The organism is Herbiconiux daphne, assembly GCF_024979295.1.
Lineage (GTDB): Bacteria > Actinomycetota > Actinomycetes > Actinomycetales > Microbacteriaceae > Herbiconiux > Herbiconiux daphnes.
Genome location: NZ_JANLCJ010000141.1, coordinates 1 through 1,085 on the forward strand (window position 1 = coordinate 1; position 1,085 = coordinate 1,085).

The following is a 1,085-nucleotide window of genomic DNA, read 5'->3' on the forward strand; positions in this document are numbered from 1 at the left end:
TCTCAGAAATCTTGACAATACGACGGAATATTTGAGTTTGGTTAGTGTAGAGTTCTGTGCCTTTTGTAAATGGCATAGCAGCAACATCATCACCTTCTTTCTCAGCAGGTTTATTTTTAAAATCACTAACGAAAGAACCACGGTCACCTTGCCACTGGAATGTAGTACCATTTGCAGTATCTACACCAATACAAGAAATGAATGGTGTTTTCTCAGGAGTGATGTTTGCAATCCAATCAGCAAAGTTTTGTTTTAAACCTTGAAGATTATAGGAATGAATAGTCATTCTACCTCCAAAAAGAAAAAGGGGAAAGCCCGAAGACCTCCCCCTTTATATTAACCACCGAATTGTATCACAACACAAGGCACGTTTATTATCTTATTGTCGTGCCCCGCATCATGATGTTCCGATAGCGGGGTTAATTATATTATACCAAAGTAACTGTCAGAGTTACTGGAGCAGCAGTACCAGCGGTAACAGTCAGAACAACATCACCTGCTGTAGTACCAGTTTTACCATTCACAGTGAATGAACGTTTGGCACCTGTACCAGTTACACTAATTGCTGCAAGTTTACTCACATCAGCACCTGTTACAGTAATAGCTGAGTTAGCAGGAAGTGCAGCACCAGAATCGGTTAACACTTCAATATCAACCTGTGCAGCAGTGCCTGTACCATCAGCTTTCAGGGTTGCAGGTTTCAGAGTCCATGCAGTACCAGAACCAGCTACATCAGTACCAGACAGTTTAATTGTCTTCAGTGTTGGTGTTGGAGCAGCAGGAACTGTAACTGTTACTGTAGCTGTAATTTTGTTATCAACTGTAGAAGTTGCAGTAATTACAGAAGTACCAGCTTTAACACCAGTTACCAGACCAGTTGTAGGGTCTACTGTAGCATTAGCAGATGTACCAGAAGTCCAAGTTACAGACTTAGCAGCACCAGCTGGAGTAGCAGTAACACCTAACTGAACAGTACCAGTTGTAGAACTCAGGGTAACAGCACCAGCAGAAACACCTGGACCAGTAATGGTAAGACCTGTAGGAGCAGTAGTACCGTGAATTTCCAGAGCACCAGCAGCAAATGG

The 1,085-nt window shown here is 42.5% G+C and carries 2 protein-coding genes; both read right to left on the minus strand.

Annotated features, from left to right (window positions below):
• The coding region (locus tag N1032_RS23630) for a DUF5309 domain-containing protein (RefSeq protein ID WP_259542818.1) at positions 1–286 on the minus strand (286 nt) is incomplete at its 3' end.
• 142 nt (positions 287–428) lie between these two features.
• Positions 429–1,085: Ig-like domain-containing protein (locus N1032_RS23635; protein ID WP_259542819.1), on the minus strand; the 657-nt coding region annotated here is incomplete at its 5' end.